Here is a 16,867-nt window from a genome sequence, read left to right on the forward strand (position 1 = left end):
AAACACCAAGCACAGCCGGGCCGTGCGCCGCCGGCTGTTCCCCGATACCGCGATCTTCGTGACCGCCCTACCCGCCCGGTAGGGCGGCGAGGTGGGCGACGAGGTCACCGGCCCGGTCGGTGATAATGCCATCCACGCCCGCCTCGCGCAGGACCTGCCACTGCGCCGGGTCGTTCACCGTCCAGACCAGAGTCGCCAGGCCCGCCGCCCGCCAGCGCGCCGGCGCCTCCGGGTCGGCCAGCACCACCGCGGCGTCCGGGTTGTAGGCGATGGCCCCCACCGCCGCGCAGGCCCGCACCGGGTCCTCGTGCGGCTCCTCGCTAAGCAACGCGCGCGGCAACCCGGGCGGGGTCGCGGCCACCAACGCCGGATGGAAACTCTGCACCACCATCCGTCCGGCCAGCCCGTGCGCCGCCGCCATCGCCACCACCCCGGCCACCTGGGCGTCGGTCATCGGCGGCTTGAGTTCCAGCAGCAGGCGGCCGCCGTGCGCGGCCAGGTCCGCGCAGAGCGCCGCGAACGTGGGCACCCGCTCGCCGGCGAAGCCGGGGTCAAACCAGGAGCCCGCGTCCAGGTCACCCAGGGACGCCGCGGTCAGCTCCGCCACGCTCCCCTCGCCGGCGGTGGTGCGGTCGACCGTCCGGTCGTGGATCACCACCGGTACCCCGTCGGCCGTGCAGCGGACGTCCACCTCGATCCAGTCCGCGCCCGCCCGGCGGGCGGCGGCGACCGCGGCCAGGGTGTTCTCCGGAGCCACCGCGGAGTGGCCACGGTGGGCGATCACGGCCGGGGGCTCGCCCCGCGGGCGCCTGAGCGGATGCATCGCGCGACCGGTCAGTGGCCCGCGGCGTTCCAGTCGGTGCCGGCGCCGATGGAGACCTCCAGCGGGACCGACAGCGGGTACGCACCGCCCATCTCGTCGCGGATCAGCCACTCCAGGGCCGCCCGCTCCCCCGGCGCCACCTCGAACACCAACTCGTCGTGCACCTGCAGCAGCATCCGCGAGCGCAGCCCCGCCGCCCCGATCGCCCGCTCCACCCGCAGCATCGCCACCTTGATGATGTCCGCCGCGGAGCCCTGGATCGGCGCGTTCAGCGCCATCCGCTCGGCCATCTCCCGGCGCTGCCGGTTGTCGCTGACCAGGTCCGGCAGGTAGCGCCGGCGACCGAGGATCGTCTGCGTGTACCCGTCCTGCCGGGCCTGCCCGACGATCTCCTGCAGGTAGTCGCGCACCCCGCCGAAGCGGCTGAAGTACTCCTCCATCAGCGCCCGGGACTCCTCGGCCGAGATGCCGAGCTGCTGGGAGAGGCCGAAGGCGCTCAGCCCGTACGCCAGGCCGTAGTTCATCGCCTTGATCCGCCGCCGCTGCTCCGGCACCACCGACTCCAGCGGCACCGAGAACACCGACGAGGCGGTCGCGGCGTGGAAGTCGGCGCCGGAGTTGAACGCGTCGATCAGCGCCCGGTCGCCGGACAGGTGCGCCATGATCCGCATCTCGATCTGGCTGTAGTCGGCGGTCAGCAGCGTCTCGTACCCCTCGCCGACCACGAACGCCCGCCGGATCCGCCGGCCCTCCTCGGTGCGGATCGGCACGTTCTGCAGGTTCGGGTCGGTGCTGGACAGCCGCCCGGTCGCGGCGACCGTCTGGAAGAACGTGGTGTGGATCCGGCCGTCGTCGGAGACCGACTTCAGCAGACCGTCCACCGTCGACTTCAGCTTCGCCACGTCCCGGTGGCGCAGCAGGTGCTCCAGCACCGGGTGCTGCGTCTGCGCGTACAGGCCCTGGAGGGCGTCCGCGTCCGTGGTGTAGCCGGTCTTGATCCGCTTGGTCTTCGGCAGCCCCAGCTCGGTGAACAGGATCTCCTGCAGCTGCTTCGGCGAGCCCAGGTTGAACTCCCGGCCGACCACCGCGTACGCGGCCTGCGCGGCGGCCTTCACCTCGGCGGCGAAGTGCGCCTCCAGCTCCGACAGGTAGTGCGTGTCCGCCGCGATGCCGACCCGCTCCAGCCCCGCCAGCACGAACAGCAGCGGCTGTTCCACCTCCGCCAGCAGGCGGGTGCTCTGCTCGCCGTCCCGGGACAGCTCGGCGTCGATCGCGTCGGCCAGGTCGAGGGTGGCGCGGGCGCGCAGCATCAGGTTCTGCTCCACCTCGCCCTGCGGGCCGAGCCCGTCCAGCGTCAACTGGCCGTCGTCCGGCGCCTCCACCCGCAGCTCGCGGTGCAGGTACCGCAGCGCGAGGTCGGTCAGGTCGTAGGAGCGCTGGTCCGGGCGGGCCAGGTAGGCGGCCAGCGCCGTGTCCCGCGATAGGCCGGACAGCGTCCAGCCGTGCGCCGCGAACGCCAGTACCGCCGGCTTGGCGTCGTGCAGCACCTTGGTGCGCTCCGGGTCGCCCAGCCAGGCGGCGACCGCCGCCTCGTCGGCCTCGTCCAGCGCGGCGGGGTCGAACCAGGCGGCCGGGCCCGCCGCCGATGCCACCGCGACGCCGGTCAGCGCGCCGGTGCCCCGGCCGAACGTGCCGGCGACCGCCACGCCCACCGCCGGACCGCCGGCCGGCACGTGCCGCGCCAGCCAGCCGGCCACCGCGCCGGGGCCCAGCACCGAGCCGTCGAGGTCGAAGCCCGACTCCGCCTCCGGCTCCACCGCCTCCAGGTACTGGTACAGCCGGTCGCGCAGGATGCGGAACTGAAGCGTGTCGAAGACCTGGTGGACCGCCTCCCGGTCCCAGCCCTCCCAGCGGGCGTCCTCGGGGCGCAGCGGCAGCTCCAGGTCGCTCACCAGGCAGTTGAGCTCGTAGTTGCGCAGCACGTCGGCCAGCCGCTCGCGCAGGCTGTCGCCGGCCTTGCCCTTGATCTGGTCGACGCCGGCCACCACGCCGGCCAGGCCGTCGAACTGGTTGATCCACTTCGCCGCGGTCTTCGGGCCGACGCCGGGAACCCCCGGGAGGTTGTCGCTGGACTCGCCCACCAGGGCCGCCAGGTCCCGGTACCGCTCCGGGCCCACGCCGTACCGCTCGCGCACCGCCGCCGGGTCCATCCGGGCCAGGTCGGAGACGCCCTTGCGCGGGTACAGCACGGTCACCCGCTCGCCGACGAGCTGGAAGGCGTCCCGGTCCCCGGTGCAGATCAGCACCTGCATGCCGGCATCCCGGGCCTGGCAGGCCAGCGTGGCGATCACGTCGTCCGCCTCGTAGCCGGGCTTCTCCACGACCGGCACGCGCAGCGCGTCCAGCACCTCCTTGACCAGGCTCACCTGGCCGGCGAAGGGCGCCGGGGTCTCCGCCCGGCCGGCCTTGTACTCCGCGTACTTCTCGGTGCGGAACGAGCGGCGGGACACGTCGAAGGCGACCACGATGTGCGTCGGCTGCTCGTCCCGCAGCACGTTGATGAGCATCGAGGTGAAGCCGTAGACCGCGTTCGTCGGCTGCCCGGTGCTGGTGGAGAAGTTCTCCACGGGCAGCGCGAAGAACGCCCGGTAGGCCAGGGAATGCCCGTCGAGCAGCAGCAGGCGGCCAGGTGCGGAACTCACGGGAACCGACTCTAGCCGGCCGGTACGACAGCCTTCCGCAGCGGCGTGGCGCCCGGGGATCAGCCGCGGTTCACGGCCGGTTAACACGCCCCGGCGACCCCACTGGCCAGGGAAGATTACGACTACGCAACGCTCACCGCGCGATGCCGGGGAAGGCCTAGTGCGACGGCTGTGGGGTCACTAAGTTGGGCGTTCATCAGCGGAACGCCGTGTGCACGTCCGTGCGCACCGACGCTGGACGAAGGAGACAGAATGATCCGCCCTAATACTGCCTGGCGCAGTGCGGTGCTCCTCAGCGCCGCGTGCCTCGCCCTGGCCGCGTGCGGTGGCGGCGGGGACGAGCCGTCGAACGGCTCCTCCGCTAGCGCGGCGACCGGGGGCGACGGGGTGCTCAAGATCGGGACCCTGCTGCCGCAGACGGGGTCGCTGGCCTTCCTCGGCCCGCCGGAGTTCGCCGGCGTCGACCTCGCCGCGAAGGAGATCAACGACGCCGGCGGCGTGCTCGGCAAGCCGGTCGTGGTCAGCCACAGCGACTCCGGCGACACCGCCACGGACATCGCCACCCAGTCGGTGAACAAGCTGCTCACCGAGAAGGTGGACGTGATCGTCGGGGCGGCCTCGTCGTCCGTCTCGCTCGCCGTGATCGACAAGATCACCGGCAGCGGGGTCGTCCAGATCAGCCCGGCGAACACGTCCGACGCGTTCACCACCTACAACGACCACGGCCTGTACTTCCGCACCGCCCCGCCGGACAAGCTGCAGGGCCGGGTGCTGGGCGACCTGGTGCTCCAGGACGGCAACGAGAACGTGGCCATGCTGGTCCTGCAGGACTCGTACGGCACCGGCCTGGCCAAGAACGCCCGTGCCGCGATCGAGAGCGGCGGCGGCAAGGTCGTCGCCGAGGAGACCTACGACCCGAAGGCGGCCGACTTCTCCGCCGAGGTGGGCAAGGTCAAGGCGGCCAACCCGCAGGCCATCATCCTGATCGGCTTCGACGAGACGAAGAAGATCGTGCCGAAGCTGGTCGAGGCCGGCCTGACCGCGCAGAAGACCCACTGGTACTTCGTGGACGGCAACCTGTCCAACTACGGCTCCGAGTTCCCGAAGGGCACGTTCGCCGGCGCCAAGGGCACCCAGCCGGGCGCGAAGGTCACCGACGAGTTCCGGCAGCGGATGCTGGGCATCGACCCGAAGCTGAAGGACTTCAACTACGGGCCGGAGTCCTACGACGCGACGATCCTCGCCGCGCTCGCCGCCGAGGCGGCCAAGTCCGACGCCCCCGCCGACATCGCCAAGAAGCTGGCCGAGGTCAGCAAGGGCGGCGAAAAGTGCACCAGCTTCAAGCAGTGCAAGGACCTGCTGGCGGCCGGCAAGGACATCGACTACGACGGCGTCAGCGGCCCGATCGAGTTCGACGACGCCGGTGACCCGGCCGAGGCGACCATCGGCATCTACCAGTACGGCGCCGACAACACGAACACGAACCTGACCTACATCACCGGCAAGATCAGCGGCTGACGCGCGGGCAGAACCAAAGGGGGCCCGGCCACCATGGCCGGGCCCCCTTCGCGTTGTCCCGATGTGTCCTGCCCGATGGTCCGCCCGGCCGCGGTGCGGGCCGCGCCGGACGCGGCCCGCACCGGCCGTCAGGCGCGGGCGAGGGTGCCGAGGTACAACTCGATGACCTTCGGGTCGTGGATCAGATCCTGCCCGGAGGCGGTGTACGCGTTGCGGCCCTGGTCGAGGACGTAGCCGCGGTCGCAGATCTGCAGGCAGCGGCGGGCGTTCTGCTCGACCATCACGACCGTGACGCCGGTCGAGTTGATCTGCTTGGTGCGGTAGAAGACCTCGTCCTGCATGGCCGGGGACAGGCCGGCGGAGGGCTCGTCCAGCAGCAGCACCCGCGGCTCCATCATCAGTGCCCGGGACATCGCCACCATCTGCCGCTCGCCGCCGGAGAGAGAGCCGGCGCGCTGCTTGCGGCGCTGCGCGAGGGTGGGGAACAGGCTGGCGACGAACTCGAAGCGCTCCTTGAAGCGCCGGGGCCGCAGGAACGTGCCCATCTCCAGGTTCTCCTCGATGGTGAGGGTCCCGAAGACGTTGTTGGTCTGCGGCACGAAGCCGATGCCCCGGCCGACCAGCACGTGCGCCTTGAGGTTGGTGATGTCCGCTCCGCCGAGGGTCACCGTGCCGGAGCGGACGGCCACCAGCCCGAACATCGCCTTCAGCAGGGTGGACTTGCCGGCGCCGTTCGGGCCGATGATGCCGACCAGTTCGCCCTCGCGCGCGTACAGGTCGGTGCCGTTGAGGATGTTCACGCCGGGCAGGTAGCCGGCGACGAGGTTGTCGGCGCGCAGCACCGCGCCCTCGGCGGCGGCCAGGTGCTCCCGGCGGTCGACGGTCTCGACGCCGGCGGTGTCGTCGGCCAGCGCCTCGGTGAGCTCCACCTCTGGCTCGTCGGTCATGCCTTCGCCTCGCCTTCGCTACGCCGCTCGCCCGCCGGGTCCTCGGCGGTTGGGGCGGACCGGGGAGCGCCATCGACGTCGGCCGGGCCGGTCTCGGCCGGTTCGCCGTCGACGGCCGCCTCGGCCACCTCGGGCGCGTCGCCGGTCGCCGCCGCGCCGTCGTGGTGCGCACCCAGGTACGCGTCGATGACCCGCTCGTCGGCCATCACCTCGTCCGGGGTGCCCTCGGCGATGACCCGGCCCTGACCCATGACCACGACCCAGTCGCTGATGTCCCGGACCATGTCCATGTCGTGCTCGACGAACAGCACGGTCATGCCGTCGTCGCGCAGACCCTTCACGTGACCGAGCAGGGACTGGGTCAGCGCCGGGTTCACGCCGGCCATCGGCTCGTCGAGCATGACCATCTCGGGGCCGACCATGAGCGCGCGGGCCATCTCCAGCAGCTTGCGCTGGCCGCCGGAGAGGCTGCCGGCGAAATCGCCGCGCTTGGCGTCCAGCTTGAACCGGACGAGCAGTTCCTCGGCCCGCTCGGTGATCAGCCGCTCCTGGTCCCGCCAGACCGCCGGGATCAGCCCCGGCCAGAACCGCTCGCCGCGCTGGCCGGTGGCGCCGAGCCGCATGTTGTCCAGCACGGTGAGCCGGGACAGCGCCTTGGTGAGCTGGAACGTGCGGACCATGCCGCGCCGGGCCACCAGGTGCGGGGCCACGCCGGCCAGCGGCTGCCCGTTGAACTGCCAGTTGCCGGCGTCCGGGCGGTCGAAGCCGGTGAGCAGGTTGAAGAAGGTGGTCTTGCCGGCACCGTTCGGGCCGATCAGCGCGGTGATCGAGCCGCGCTGGATCTCCAGGTGGGCGACGTCCACCGCGGTGAGGCCGCCGAACCGGCGGACCACGCCGTCGGCGACCAGGATCGGGTCCGGCTTGGCGGCGCCGGGCTGGCGGGGGACGTTCGAGAAGTCCCGGGCGGCGGCCACGGTGGGCGGGGCGTCAGCGGGCATCGAGCATGACCTCCCTCTTGTCGCCGAGGATGCCCTGCGGCCGGAAGATCAGCAGCAGGATCAGGATGGCGCCGACCAGGATGTACCCGACGGCACCCGCCTGGTTGGCGTCCATGACCCAGCGGGGGATGAGGCCGTCGCTGATCATCGCCGGCAGCAGTGCGTTGATGAAGTTCAGCAGCACCCAGAACAGCGCCGCGCCGAGGATCGGGCCGAGCACCCGGGCCGCGCCGCCGAGGATGACGATCGCGTACATGTAGAAGGTGAACTCGGTGCCGAACGTGTCCGGCTGCACCGCCGCGCGGCTCAGGGCGAACACGAAGCCGCCCAGGCTGCCGAGCACGCCGCCGAGGACCAGCGACTGCATCTTGTACGAGAACACGTTCTTGCCCAGGCTGCGCACCGCGTCCTCGTCCTCGCGGATGGCCTTGATGACGCGCCCCCACGGGCTGCGCATCGCCAGGAACACCACGAGCGAGGCGATCAGCACCAGGGTCCAGCCGACCACCATCACCCACAGTTCGCGGCGGTCGAAGCTGAACAGCCAGAGGTTGACGCCCGTCGTGAACGGGTTGCGGGAGTAGAAGTCGTCGGAGAACCGCTGGAGGCCGTCCGAGCCGCCGGTCCACTTGCTGAGGCTGACCGACCGGAACAGCAGGCGGACGATCTCCGCCGCGGCGATCGTGACGATGGCCAGGTAGTCGGCGCGCAGGCGCAGGGTGGGCACGCCGAGCAGCAGGGCCAGCACGACCGCACCGGCCAGGCCGACGAGGATACCGACGAAGAACGGCAGCCCGTACGTGGCGACCGACATCGCCAGCCCGTACGCGGCGACGCCGAGGAACGCCGACTGGCCGAAGTTCAGCAGGCCGGTGTACCCGAAGTGCACGTTCAGGCCGATCGCGGCCAGCGCGTAGACGATCGTCGTCGGGTTGATCAGCGACTCGACGGTCACACTGAAGATGGTGTTCCAGTCCACGGCGCCTCCCCTCAGCCGATCCGCTCCCGGCGACCCAGGATGCCCTGGGGCCGGAACAGGATGATGATGATCAGTACGGCGAGCGCGCCGACGTTCTTCAACTCCACCGGGATCCACAGCGTGGACAGTTGGGTGGCGATGCCGACCACGAGGCTGCCGATCAGGGCGCCGAACGCGGTGCCCAGGCCGCCGAGGGTGACCGCGGCGAACACCAGCAGGAGCATCTGGAAGCCCATCTGGTAGTTGATGCCCTGGAAGATGCCGAGCATCACGCCGCTGAGCGCGGCGAGGGCGCCGCCGATCGTCCAGACCAGCCGGATGATGCGGTCCACGTTGATGCCGGACGCGGCGGCGAGCGCCGGGTTGGTGGCGACCGCCCGGGTGGCCTTGCCGAGCCGGGTCAGCACCAGCGCCAGCGAGACCGCGACCAGGACCAGGATGGCCACGCCGTCCATGATGAGGTTCTTCGGCGCGATCGACAGCGGGCCGATATCCATGCCGGGCTGCGCCACGTACTCCCGGAACTGCTGGGTGGAGCCGCGGAACATGAACAGGTAGATGTAGCGCAGCATCAGCGCCAGCCCGATCGAGATGATCATCATGCCGATGATCCCGGTTCGGCGTCGTCGCAACCAACCCCAGAAGACCAGGTCCTGCAGGTAGCCGAAGAGCCCGCCGAGCGCGACGGCGACCACCGCCGCGAGCACCAGCGGCAGGCCGACGATCCAGTTGAAGAGGAACGCCATCAGCGCGCCGAAGGTGACCAGTTCACCGTGGGAGAAGTTGGTCAGCCCCATCGTGCCGAAGATCAGCGAGAGCCCGAGCGCCGCCAGCGCGATGGTGAGCCCGAAGTGCACGCCGGTGTAGAGCAGGTCGAGGGTGCGGTCCCAGAAGCTCACGCCGCTGTCCGGCGGCGGGCCGCTGCTGGTTCCCTTCGGGCCGAGCGGAAAGATCACGTTCCGGACGTTGTCGGCGAACACGGTGACCGTCAGGCTCGGCCGGCCGTTCGTCACGCTCAGCCCGTCCGGGAGCGTGCTGACGTCCAGGTCGACCTTGTAGGTGCCGCCGGCCGGGACCGGGACGCTCCACTTGCCGTCGGCCGCGGACGTCGCCGACCCGATCGCCGTGCCGTCCTGCGCGGTCACGGCGATCGTCACGCCGGCGACCGGATCTCCGTTGTTGCGCAACGTTCCCTGCACCGCCTGGCCCGCGGCGGACGCACCCGTCGCACTGAGCCCGAGCGAGACGAACAGGCAGCCCAGAAAGGCCGTGAGCATGACCACGGCTCTACGCAATGGTGCTCCTCGTGGGGGGCGGCGGGTTCGGTTGGAACCACCGATGTTTCAGGTCAGGACTGCGGGATCATAACGTGCGTCACAACCCGCGGAACGACCGTTACCGAACCGTTGTTCCCGGACAACACCGCTGCTCAGGACGGCGAGGGGGCGGTGCCCCCGGGCGACTCGGCGAGGATCCGGTCGGCTACCTCCCGCATCGTCATCCGGTGGTCCATCGCGGTGCGTTGGATCCACTTGAACGCCTGCGGCTCGCTCATCCCGTATGTGGTCATCAGCGTGCCCTTGGCCCGCTCAACCGCTTTGCGCGTCGCCAGCCGGTCGGTCAGCGACGCCACCTCGGCCTCCAGCGCGGACACCTCGGAGAACCGGGACAGCGCGATCTCGATCGCCGGCACCAGGTCGCTCTTCTGGAACGGCTTGACCAGGTACGCCATCGCCCCCGCCGCGCGGGCCCGCTCGACCAGATCCCGCTGGCTGAACGCGGTCAGGATCACCACCGGGGCGAGCCGCTTCTCGGCGATCTTCTCCGCCGCGGCCAGGCCGTCCATGACCGGCATCTTGATGTCCATGATCACCAGGTCCGGGCGCAACTCCTCGGCCAGCGCGCAGGCGGCCTCCCCGTCGGCGGCCTCGCCGACCACCGCGTAGCCCTCCTCGACGAGCATCTCGGCCAGGTCCAGGCGGATCAGCGCCTCGTCCTCCGCGATCAGCACCCGGCGCTGGACGCCCGGCTCAGTCTCGGCCACCAACCCTTACCCCCAACATGCTCGGTCCGCGTACCGCAGCCCTCAGCGTAGTGGGTATCCTGGTGCGATCCTGAACCGCTGCGGCACCGTTGCGGCCGGGAGCGCGTGAGTGAACGTGAAGCCCCTGTATCCCAATCGGCAGAGGAACGGAGCTCAAACCTCCGACAGTGTGGGTTCGAGTCCCACCGGGGGCACCACCGGGCCGTCAGCCCGTATTTCAATAGCGCAGCGTATCAACACGCGTCGCGTTCGGTATCGGCGACCGCCGACGCATTTCACATTTCCCGACGCATAGGCTGGTCATGGTTGCCGTCGCAACCACCGATGAGCCATGCTGTCGATCAAGCGAAACGCGCTGTGCGCAGAAAGCCGGGGAAAGATGGCGAAGCAGGTAATCACCAGCCTGATCGATGACATCGACGGAAAGCCCGCCGATCACACGATCGAGTTCGGGCTCGACGGCGTGGGCTACACGATCGACCTGTCCGACAAGAACGCGGACAAGTTGCGCGCCGCGCTGCACCCGTACATCGAGGCGGGCAACCGGGTCGGCCGGGTCGGCGGCAGCAACCGCCCCGTCGCCCGCAGCCGGGGCGCCGCCACCACCCGGGCGAACCGGGACCAGACCGCGGCGATCCGCGAGTGGGCGGTCAACAACGGTTACGAGGTGTCGCACCGCGGCCGGATCCCGGCCAAGGTGGTCGAGGCGTACGAGGAGGCACACCGGCGCTGACCACTGCCGTCGGAGCGCATTACGAAGGGGACCCGCAAATTACGTCGGGTCCCCTCCGCCGTGCGCCACCGGGCGCGGCCCGGGTAACCGCCGGCGCCCGCCCATTGAGTATCGGACGGGTTCGCCAAAAGCCCTTGGCAGCCATTGTCCGGGCTGCATGTCGCGGCACCCGGCCCGCCGCCGACCCATTGCCGGGCATTGACGGCCCCCACCGCTGGCACCGATGCTGGGACGACACCGGGCAGGACGGGGGGTGGGCGTGACGAGTCTCGGCGACGGCGAGGGCGTCCCGCGGGTCCGCGGCCCCGTCGCCACCCACCTGCGCCGGCTCTGGCGCCGCCGCCGGTTCGTCGCCGCCCTCGCCGCCGTCCTGGTCGTCTCGGTGGCGCTGCTCCAGGCCTCGTTCGTGCCCGCCCTCGACCGGTACGCGGAGATCCTGGTCAACCTCGGCGCCAGCTTCCTCGGCGTGGTCGCCACGGTGCTGGTGCTGGAGCCGCTGATCGAGCGCTCCCGCACCCCCGAGGAGGTGATCCACTCCGAGTTCCCGTACAAGATGTTCCTCACCGGCGTCGACACGGCCGCCTACCACCTGCGCATCCTCGGCGCCTGGCCGTACGTCATGGACCACCCGTGGCGGGCCCGCTTCCTCGACGGGCTGCGCGCCGCCGCCGAGCGGGGGGTGCGCATCCAGATCCTCGTCCTCGACCCGGACAGCAAGGCCGCCGAGCAGCGCTCCCGGGACCTGGACAACCAGTTCGACGTGGCCCGGGTCATCAGCGAGGTACTCCAGGAATTCTGGCGGCTGCGCGCCGGCCTGCCCGACCGCGTCGCGGCGCACCTGGAGATCCGCGTCTACTCGCTGCTCCCGCCGGCCCGCATGTACCGCTGGGACGCCCGGGCGATCAGCTCGTTCTTCCCGATGGGCAACTGGGTCGGCAGCGACATCAAGCACTACGAGACCAACATGAGCTCGCGCCTGGCCCAGTTCGTTGACGAGCAGTTCGAGCTGATCTGGCACGACGTGGACACCGTCTCGCTGGACGAGTACTTCCGGCTCTCGCTCGACCTGGCCGTGCCGGACTTCGGCTTCCTCTCCACCTCGCAGGAGTACGTGGTGCACGACGGCGTGCTGTACGTGGCCGCCCGGGAGATCGTCGAGGAGCTGTACCGGTTGCAGACCGCCGACCCGCTGCTGCGCCTGTGCAGCCGGGTCCGCGGCTTCGACCGGGGCGAGGACCGGCTCGCCATGGAGGTCATCCCGCAGAGCCGGGCCCCGCGCGTGCGCGACCTGTTCCGCCGCAAGTACGGCCCGGCCAGCCCGCTGGACGGCGGCGGCTCGCTGCTCGCCCTGGCCACCCGCCCGCGCGCCGGGCAACCGTGACCGGTGCCCGCGCCGGCGGGGTCACGGGTCCCCGGGGCGGTGGATGGTGAAGATCAGGTCGACGACGAGGGCGGTCCACCCGGTCTGGTGCCAGGCGCCGAGGCCGGCACCGTTGTCGCCGTGGAAGTACTCGGGGAAGGCGATCAGGTCGCGCCAGTCCGGGTGGGTCTGGAACAGGTCGCAGATGCCGTAGATGGGGCGCCAGCCCCACCGGTTGGGCAGGAACATCGAGACCAGGCGGCGGGACAGGTCGTCGGCGACCTCGGTGAGGGTGTGCTTCTGGCCGGAGCGGGCCGGGTACTCGACGGTGAGGTCGTCGCCGAAGAACCCGGCGAACCGGCGCAACGCCTCGATGAGCAGGTAGTTGACCGGCATCCAGATCGGACCGCGCCAGTTGGAGTTGCCCCCGAACAGGCCGCTGGTGGACTCCGCCGGCTCGTACCCGACGGTGAAGTCGGCGCCGCCGAGGTGCACGGTGAACGGCTTGTCCAGGTGGCGGCGGGAGAGGGTGCGCAGCCCGTACGGTGAGAGGAACTCGTCCTTGTCCAGCATGCGGGCGAGGATCCGCACCAGTTGCTCCGGGCCGACCATGGCCAGCAGGCGCTGGGTCCAGCCCTGCGCCGAGACCCGGCGGGCGCCGATGACGTCCCGGTACTCGGGCTTGTTGGTGAGCAACCAGCGCAGCCGGGCGGCCAGTTCCGGCATCCGGGCCAGTTGCCGGGAGGACAGCGTGGTGGTGGCACACAGCGGGAGCAGGCCCACCACGGAACGGACCTTCAGCGGGACCCTGCTGCCGTCGGGCAGGCGCAGCACGTCGTGGAAGAAGGCGTCCTCGGGGTCCCACAGGCCCTGCTCGTACGCGGCGGCGGCGATGTAGCTGAAGTGCTCGAGGAACTTCGTCGCCAGGTCCGTGTAGGTGTGGTCGTGCTGGGCCAGGGTCACCGCCATGTCCAGCATGTTCAGCGCGTACATGGCCATCCAACCGGTGCCGTCGGACTGCTCCAGCACGCCGGCGACGGGCAGGGCGGCGGACCGGTCGAACGGGCCGACGTTGTCCAGCCCGAGGAAGCCGCCCTCGAAGACGTTGTTGCCGCCGGTGTCCTTGCGGTTGACCCACCAGGTGAAGTTCAGCAGCAGCTTGTGCATGACCCGCTTGAGGAAGTCGTGGTCGCCGCCGCCGTCGATCTCGAAGACCCGCAGCGCCGCCCAGGCGTGCACCGGCGGGTTCACGTCGCCGAACGCCCACTCGTACGCCGGGATCTGCCCGTTGGGGTGCAGGTACCACTCGCGCAGCAGCAACAGCAGTTGCGCCTTGGCGAAGCCGGGGTCCACCCGGGCGATGGTCACGCAGTGGAACGCCAGGTCCCAGGCGGCGTACCAGGGGTACTCCCACGGGTCCGGCATGGAGATGACGTCGAAGCTGTTCATGTGCCACCAGGCGCTGTTGCGCCCGTGCCGGCGGCCGGCGGGGGGTGGCGCGCCGGCCGGGTCGCCGTCCAGCCAGCGCGCCACGTCGAAGTGGTAGAACTGCTTGCCCCACATCAGCCCGGCGATGGCCTGGCGGGCCACCAGGCGTTCCTGCTCGCTGGCGGCGGCGGGGATGAGGTCGGCGAAGAACTCGTCCGCGTCGGCGCGGCGGTCGGCCACGACCCGGGCGAAGCCGTCGCCGAGGTCGAGGGCGGGCGCCTGCCCGGTGCCCGGCGGCGGGCTGGTGACCGCGAGCCGCAGCCGGATCTTGACACTGTCGCCGCCGGGCACGGTAAGGCGGTAGTGCAGCGCCCCCTTGGTGCCCACGCCCGCCGGGTTGACCGTGTCGGCACCGTTCACGACGTGGTCGTTGATGCCGTCCTTCGGGTACGGGGCGCCGCCGTCGTATCCCCAGAGGCGCCTGGCGTTGGACTCGTTGTCGCAGACCAGCGGGGTGGGCGCTCCCTCCGCCGCTCCCCCCGCGTCATCGCCTTGGAGGACCAACTGGCCGAGCACCCGGTGCTGCCCCACCAGCCGGCCACCCTCGGCGGTCAGCACCGGCTTCCGCTCCCACCCGGGCAGACCCCAGGACCACGTGTTGCGGAACCACAGCGTGGGCAGCACGTGCAGGGTGGCCGCCCCGGGCGCCCGGTTCGCCACGGTGATCTCGACGCACAGGTCGGTCGGGCCCGCCTTGGCGTAGTCGACCGTCACCGCCCAGTACCGGTCGTCGTCGAACGCGCCGGTGTCCACCAGTTCGTACTCGGGCTCGTCGCGCCCCCGCGCGGCGTTGACCGCGACCAGTTCGTCGTACGGGAAGGCGCGCTGCGGGTAGTGGTACCGCCAGGTCATCCACGAGTGGGTGGGCGTGGAGTCGAGGTACCACCAGTACTCCTTGGCGTCCTCGCCGTGGTTGCCGCCGTCGCCGCCCAGGCCGAACATGCGTTCCTTGAGGATGGGGTCCTGACCGTTCCACAGCGCCAGCCCGAAGCAGAACGTCTGCCGGTCGTCGCAGACGCCCGCCATGCCGTCCTCGTTCCACCGGTAGGCCCGGGAGCGGGCGTGGTCGTGCGGGAAGTAGTCCCAGGCGGTGCCGTACTCGCTGTAGTCCTCGCGAACCGTGCCCCAGGCCCGCTCGGCGACGTACGGGCCCCACGAGCGCCAGGGCGTCCCGCCGGCATCCGCCTCGGCCAGCCGCGCCCGCTCGGCGCCCCCGACCGGCGCGGCAGACCGCTCCATTCCGCCTGTCGCCCCCGTCCCGCGCGCCCGATCCACCACACTGACATTCTGCGTCGGCACTGGTCGCGCCGGCCTGTCTGTACGAAGGGTAGCCATGATCCCAATCAGCTTCGGCCCGCAGGTATGCGGGGACCTCGCCGCGAGCGCCGCGCGGGAATGGCTCGTGCCGGACGGCTGCGGCGGGTACGCCATGGGCACGGTCGGCGGGCTGCTCTCCCGCCGGTACCACGGGCTGCTGGTCGCGGCCGGTGACGTGCCGGCGCGGCGGCACGTGGGGCTGGTCGCCCTGGACCCGGTGCTGCGCCTGCCCTCGGGCACCCAGGTGCGCCTCGGCGTGCACGAGTGGCGGGACGGCGTGGTCGAGCCGCGGGGCCACATCCACCTGGAGCGCTTCGACCTGGTGGACGGGCTGCCCCGGTGGCGCTGGCGGGTCGGCGACGTGGTGCTGGAGCGGGAACTGGCGACGGTGCACGGGCGGCCGGCGGTCGCGGTGGTGCACCGCCTGCTGGCCGGCGGCCAGGTTCGGCTGGGCTTGGACGCCCTGTGCACCTGGCGGGACGCGCACGGCGAGCGCACCGCGGGCGGGCCACCCCCGGTGGTCACCCCCGCCGCCGGGGGCGTCACCGTGGAGGACGCCTACCGGATCAGCGGGCCGGGGTGGGAACCGACCGGGCAGTGGTGGTACGGCGCGTACCACCGGGCGGAGGCGGAGCGTGGGCTGAACCCGGTCGAGGACCTGTGGTACGCGGGCCGGTTCACCGCCACCCTCGACGAGCCCGGCGCGACGGTCGAGGTGGTGGCCTGGGCGGGCGACCTGACCGACCCACCCCCGCCCGCCACCCGGGTCGTCGCCGCCGCGCAGGAACGCAACCGGACGGTGGTGGCGGCCGTCCGGCCCGCCGACCCGGTGGACGCCACCCTCGCCCTGGCCGCCGACGCGTTCGTGGTCACCACGCCGGCCGGGCCGGACGTCGTCGCCGGGTACCCGTGGTTCGGCGCCTGGTCGCGGGACACGATGATCGCGTACGAGGGGCTGTTCCTGACCACGGGGCGCGCCGCCCAGGGGCGGGAACTGCTGCGCGGGTACGCGGCCACGCTGTCGGAGGGGATGCTGGCCAACACGGCGGATACGGGGCACACCGAGTACAACACCGTGGACGCGACGCTGTGGTTCGTGCACGCGGTGGAGCGGCACGTGGCGGCCACCGGCGACACGGACCTGGCCGCCGACCTGCTGCCCGCCCTGCGGAGGGTGGTCGACGCGCACCTCAAGGGCACCCGGTACGGCATCCAGGTGGACCCGGCCGACGGCCTGCTCGACTCCGGCGCCGCCGGCGTGGCGCTCACCTGGATGGACGCCCGGGTCAACGGGGTGCCGGTGACGCCCCGGGCGGGCAAACCGGTCGAGGTCAACGCGCTGTGGGTGAACGCGCTGGCGGCGGTGGGCGCGCTCGCCGAGCGGGTCGGCGGGGAGCCCGGCGCCGCCGTGGACGCGCACCGCGCCGCCCGCGCCGCCTTCCGGCGCCGCTTCCCGGCGCCCTCGGGCTGGCTGTACGACGTGCTCGACGCGCCACCGCAGCCGTACCCGCTCGGCGGCGGGGACGAGCGGCACCCGGACGACTCGCTGCGCCCCAACCAGCTACTCGCCTGGTCGCTGCCGTACGCGCCGCTGCCCCCCGAACCGGCCGCCCTGCGGGCCGTCGAGGCCGGCCTGCTGACGCCGCTCGGCCCGCGCAGCCTGGCCCCCGGCGAGCCCGGATACCTGGGCAGCCACCGGGGCGCCCCGGCGGAACGGGACGCCGCCTACCACATGGGCACGGTGTGGCCCTGGTTGGTCGGCCCGTACGCGGACGTCCGACGGAAGGCCGGCCTGGCGCCCGGCGAGCCGTTCGCCGGGCTCGAAGCGCATCTCGGCGAGTTCGGCCTGGGCTCGATCTCCGAGACGGCGGACGGCCGGCCGCCGCACTCCGCCACCGGATGCCCCTTCCAGGCGTGGTCGGTCGGCGAACTGCTACGCGTCCGCCGGGGCTGATCCG

The 16,867-nt window shown here is 71.7% G+C and carries 12 protein-coding genes and 1 tRNA gene; 5 read left to right on the forward strand and 8 right to left on the reverse strand.

Translation table 11 applies throughout. The annotated features are described in order from the left end of the window. Window positions 1-67: 67 nt before the first annotated feature. Window positions 68-784 (reverse strand): glycerophosphodiester phosphodiesterase, encoded by a 717-nt coding sequence (locus tag KJS59_RS17270; RefSeq protein ID WP_213453939.1) that lies wholly within the window; start codon window positions 782-784, stop codon window positions 68-70. Between the two features lie 50 nt (window positions 785-834). Continuing rightward, a complete protein-coding gene (gene polA, locus KJS59_RS17275; protein ID WP_213453940.1) occupies window positions 835-3,525 on the reverse strand; it encodes a DNA polymerase I in 2,691 nt (896 codons plus the stop codon). A gap of 252 nt (window positions 3,526-3,777) precedes the next feature. Between polA and KJS59_RS17280 the strand changes: the two genes are divergently transcribed. After that, window positions 3,778-5,043, forward strand: a complete 1,266-nt coding sequence (locus tag KJS59_RS17280; RefSeq protein WP_213453941.1) for an ABC transporter substrate-binding protein — start codon at window positions 3,778-3,780, stop codon at window positions 5,041-5,043. Window positions 5,044-5,171: 128 nt separating this feature from the next. Here KJS59_RS17280 and KJS59_RS17285 read toward each other — a convergent pair whose 3' ends face one another. The 5 genes from KJS59_RS17285 to KJS59_RS17305 form a co-directional block, all read right to left on the reverse strand. After that, window positions 5,172-5,990 (reverse strand): ABC transporter ATP-binding protein, encoded by an 819-nt coding sequence (locus tag KJS59_RS17285; RefSeq protein ID WP_213453942.1) that lies wholly within the window; start codon window positions 5,988-5,990, stop codon window positions 5,172-5,174. Further along, entirely contained in the window at window positions 5,987-6,988 is a 1,002-nt protein-coding gene (locus tag KJS59_RS17290; protein ID WP_213453943.1) for an ABC transporter ATP-binding protein, read from the reverse strand. The genes KJS59_RS17285 and KJS59_RS17290 overlap by 4 nt, the downstream gene beginning before the upstream one ends. Next, entirely contained in the window at window positions 6,978-7,967 is a 990-nt protein-coding gene (locus KJS59_RS17295) for a branched-chain amino acid ABC transporter permease (RefSeq protein WP_213453944.1), read from the reverse strand. Before KJS59_RS17295 ends, KJS59_RS17290 begins: the two co-directional genes overlap by 11 nt. A gap of 11 nt (window positions 7,968-7,978) precedes the next feature. After that, window positions 7,979-9,244, reverse strand: coding sequence for a branched-chain amino acid ABC transporter permease (locus KJS59_RS17300; RefSeq protein ID WP_249714336.1), 1,266 nt, complete (start codon window positions 9,242-9,244; stop codon window positions 7,979-7,981). 152 nt (window positions 9,245-9,396) lie between these two features. Next, window positions 9,397-10,011 carry an ANTAR domain-containing response regulator gene (locus tag KJS59_RS17305; protein ID WP_213453945.1) on the reverse strand — a complete coding sequence of 205 codons (615 nt, stop codon included), beginning with the start codon at window positions 10,009-10,011 and terminating at the stop codon, window positions 9,397-9,399. Window positions 10,012-10,131: 120 nt separating this feature from the next. Between KJS59_RS17305 and KJS59_RS17310 the strand changes: the two genes are divergently transcribed. The 3 genes from KJS59_RS17310 to KJS59_RS17320 all read left to right on the forward strand — a co-directional run bounded on the left by KJS59_RS17310 (window position 10,132) and on the right by KJS59_RS17320 (window position 12,125). Beyond that, window positions 10,132-10,208: transfer RNA gene (locus KJS59_RS17310), tRNA-Leu, on the forward strand. A gap of 182 nt (window positions 10,209-10,390) precedes the next feature. Then, a complete protein-coding gene (locus KJS59_RS17315) occupies window positions 10,391-10,744 on the forward strand; it encodes a histone-like nucleoid-structuring protein Lsr2 (protein WP_213453946.1) in 354 nt (117 codons plus the stop codon). Window positions 10,745-11,003: 259 nt separating this feature from the next. Further along, on the forward strand, window positions 11,004-12,125 hold the full coding sequence (locus tag KJS59_RS17320) for a hypothetical protein (RefSeq protein ID WP_213453947.1): 1,122 nt from the start codon (window positions 11,004-11,006) through the stop codon (window positions 12,123-12,125). Window positions 12,126-12,146: 21 nt separating this feature from the next. Here KJS59_RS17320 and KJS59_RS17325 read toward each other — a convergent pair whose 3' ends face one another. Then, window positions 12,147-14,831 (reverse strand): MGH1-like glycoside hydrolase domain-containing protein, encoded by a 2,685-nt coding sequence (locus tag KJS59_RS17325; protein ID WP_213453948.1) that lies wholly within the window; start codon window positions 14,829-14,831, stop codon window positions 12,147-12,149. Window positions 14,832-14,925: 94 nt separating this feature from the next. Between KJS59_RS17325 and KJS59_RS17330 the strand changes: the two genes are divergently transcribed. Next, window positions 14,926-16,863: an amylo-alpha-1,6-glucosidase gene (locus tag KJS59_RS17330; RefSeq protein WP_213453949.1), complete on the forward strand. Its 1,938-nt coding sequence runs from the start codon at window positions 14,926-14,928 to the stop codon at window positions 16,861-16,863. Window positions 16,864-16,867: the final 4 nt, after the last annotated feature.

It is taken from the genome of Rhizomonospora bruguierae, assembly GCF_018397995.1.
GTDB classification, from domain to species: Bacteria; Actinomycetota; Actinomycetes; order Mycobacteriales; family Micromonosporaceae; genus Rhizomonospora; species Rhizomonospora bruguierae.

Excerpts from the sequence above, each read along its gene's own strand:
- KJS59_RS17330 (WP_213453949.1), top strand. The coding sequence starts at position 14,926 with ATGATCCCAATCAGCTTCGGCCCGCAGGTATGCGGGGACCTCGCCGCG.
- KJS59_RS17325 (WP_213453948.1), bottom strand. The coding sequence starts at position 14,831 with ATGGAGCGGTCTGCCGCGCCGGTCGGGGGCGCCGAGCGGGCGCGGCTG.
- KJS59_RS17315 (WP_213453946.1), top strand. The coding sequence starts at position 10,391 with ATGGCGAAGCAGGTAATCACCAGCCTGATCGATGACATCGACGGAAAG.
- KJS59_RS17280 (WP_213453941.1), top strand. The coding sequence starts at position 3,778 with ATGATCCGCCCTAATACTGCCTGGCGCAGTGCGGTGCTCCTCAGCGCC.
- KJS59_RS17300 (WP_249714336.1), bottom strand. The coding sequence starts at position 9,244 with ATGCTCACGGCCTTTCTGGGCTGCCTGTTCGTCTCGCTCGGGCTCAGT.
- KJS59_RS17290 (WP_213453943.1), bottom strand. The coding sequence starts at position 6,988 with ATGCCCGCTGACGCCCCGCCCACCGTGGCCGCCGCCCGGGACTTCTCG.
- KJS59_RS17285 (WP_213453942.1), bottom strand. The coding sequence starts at position 5,990 with ATGACCGACGAGCCAGAGGTGGAGCTCACCGAGGCGCTGGCCGACGAC.